Below are 3,246 nucleotides of genomic sequence, written 5' to 3' on the forward strand. Positions count from 1 at the left end.
GAACGTTCTTTAGAGATGATTGTAAGTATATTAGGAATAATAAAAGCTGGTGGCGCATATGTCCCACTAGATCCCGCATATCCAACAAAGAGGCTTGAATATATCTTGAAAGATGCCAACATACAAGTATTGCTGACACAAAGTCATCTAACACAGTGGATACCTAAAGAAATAGATTGTATTGATATAAAAGAACATGAAATGAATATTTCGAGAGAAAAAAATATAAATCCTACAATTGAAGTTAAACCAGATAATTTGGCATATGTAATTTATACATCTGGATCCACAGGAAATCCAAAGGGTGTCCTTTATGAACAAAAAGGTCTATGTAATTTTATTAATGCCAGCATTAATTTTACAAAATTAAATACGGGTAGTAAGGTAGTTCAGTTTTCTTCAATTGCATTTGATGTTTCACTATATGATATCTTCGCAACTCTGGTGTCTGGTGGAACTTTATATGTATGTGGTCAACAAGATATTATGCCAGTCGAGCCACTTACCCAGTTTTTGCTAGAAAAAAAAATTACGCATGCATTTTTACCACCTACGGTACTAAATCTGTTAGATGAATCTAAATTTGAGGAATTACAAACTGTTATTTCTGCGGGTTCAGTCTGTAGTGAACAAGTGGCAAAACGATGGGTGAAAAATCACCTCTTTATAAATGCATATGGTCCAACAGAAGCATCGGTTGCTACTATAGACATTTATAGCGGCAAAGGGACACCACCTATTGGTCGATCTATTCCCAATGTAGAGGTATATGTATTAAATGAAGCTAAAAAACTTGTCCCTATTGGGACAGTAGGTGAACTTTATATAGGAGGTATCGCATTAGCACGAGGATATTTGAATCAACCTGAATTAACAAAGGCCTCATTTATCCCACACCCATTCAAGAATAGCTCTAATGATAGATTATATCGGACTGGTGATTTAGTTAAATATTTACCTGATGGAAATATAGAATATATAGGAAGAGCTGATAAACAAGTTAAGATTAGAGGATTTCGAATTGAGTTAGGTGAAATTGAAACAATATTAGGAAATCATCCAGACATTAAAGAAGTTACTGTGGTAGCGCAAGAAGATTCATTTGGAGATAACATCTTAGTAGCCTATATTGTGGGCGAAGGAGATACACAAGAGTGGAGAAAACATGTAGGGGTACATCTTCCAAATTATATGGTCCCGGCTCATTTTATCAAGATAGAATCATTGCCATTAACTGTTAATGGGAAGGTAGATAAAGATGCTTTACCTGCATGGGCCTCTATTATACAAACGAACGAGGGATATATAGCACCTCGGAATAGAGTAGAGCAAAAAATGGTAGAAATTTGGTCAGAGGTATTAGGGATTGACTCCTCTGTCATTGGAATAAACGATAATTTTTTTGAGTTAGGTGGACACTCTCTCCTAGCAACTAAAATAACTTCACGTTTAGGTGTTGATTTTTCAATTCTAGTACAAATACGTGATATATTTGAATGCCCTACCATTAAACATTTCTCAAAACGTTTAACATTTTTATTGGGAAAAACGGGGGAGATCGATGTTTTTACACCATTACAATCAGTTAAACGTGAACAATACGAACCATTATCTTTCGCTCAACAGCGTTTATGGATAATGGATAAAATTGTAACAAATAGTGCGCTTTACAATGTCCCGATTGCATGGCGTTTAAAAGGAAAATGGAACATTGAGATGTTAAAAAAAGGATATAATGCAATAATACATCGCCATGAAATTCTACGGACAGTATTTCATGAAGTTGACGGAAAACCAGTGCAAATTGTTCAACAAGATATAACAGTTCCCTTATCAGTAATTGATTTGCGTTATCTTTCTCCTGAAGATAAAACATCTAAAATAGAAAATATATCAAAAATAGAAGCTAAAAAGCCATTTGATTTAAGCCAAGGACCTTTATTACGTACTCATTTAATAGTAATGGACAATAAAGAGTTAGTACTTCTTTGCACCATCCATCATATTATTTTTGATCGCTGGTCATTAGATACCTTTATCAATGAATGGATGAGTTTTTATCAGGCATTTTTAGAAAACGAAACTGAAAAGCTTCCCCCTTTACCTGTTCAGTATATTGATTTTACAAAATGGCAAAAAAGTTGGTTAACAGAAGACATTATACAAAAACAAATAGCATATTGGGGGAAAGAATTACGCGGTTTACTTCCTATATTGGAACTCCCATTGGATTATCCTCGTCCAATAATACAAAGCTATAATGGAGATACGTATCAAATTGTCATACCCAATAAATTGTTAGAAAAAATAAAAGTATTCAATTCTAAGGAAGGCGTTACATTATTCGCCACATTATTAGCAAGTTATCAAGGGTTTCTTTCTCGTTATACCAATCAAAAAGATATTTTAGTAGGCAGCCCGATTGCAAATAGGAATTATCCAGGAGTTGAAGATCTTATTGGATTCTTTGCAAATACTGTAGTCTATCGTGCAGATTGCTCAAATAATATAACATTTAAAGAATTGGTCCAACAAATAAAGAAAAAAATGTTAGATGCACAAGAAAACCAGGACGTTCCTTTTGAAAAAGTTATAGAAGCTATACAACCAGAACGTGATATGAGTTATTCTCCATTATTTCAGACAATGTTTGTTTTTCACAATCAATTAAAAGAGTTACCAAAATTATTAGATCATAGCGTAGAAAAAATCCCTAGACATATGAATGGTGCAAAGTTTGATATAACTATAGCAACGGAAGAGATACCAACAGGATTACAAGTGGATTTTGAATATAATACAGACTTATTTAAGGTTTCTACAATAAAAAGAATGGCTCAATCTTTTGAAATTTGGCTAGATGAAATTTTACAATTTCCGGAGGAACCTATTGAGAATCTAAGAATACTCACTAAGAACGAAGAAAAGCAATTATTACATGAATGGACTAACATAGAGGGCAATTATCAAAAAGATGTAGTGATTCAAGAGTTATTTGAACAGCAAGTAATTCAGAATCCAGATTCTGTTGCGTTGGTATATAAAGATCAACAGTTAACTTATAAGGAATTAAATGAAAAAGTAAATCAATTAGCTTTTTATCTACAAAAACGAAACATAGGCCCTGAAAGTATGGTAGGGGTTTATATAGAACGTTCTTTAGAGATGATTGTAAGTATATTAGGAATAATAAAAGCTGGTGGCGCATATGTCCCACTAGATCCCGCATATCCAACAAAGAGGCTT

1 protein-coding gene is annotated in these 3,246 nt (G+C 33.5%); it reads left to right on the top strand.

Translation table 11 applies throughout. The annotated features are described in order from the left end of the window. Positions 1-3,246 (top strand): amino acid adenylation domain-containing protein (locus ACLBXA_RS29240; RefSeq protein WP_447617734.1); only part of this gene is annotated, 3,246 nt, incomplete at both ends.

The organism is Bacillus sp. D48C (assembly GCF_053345735.1).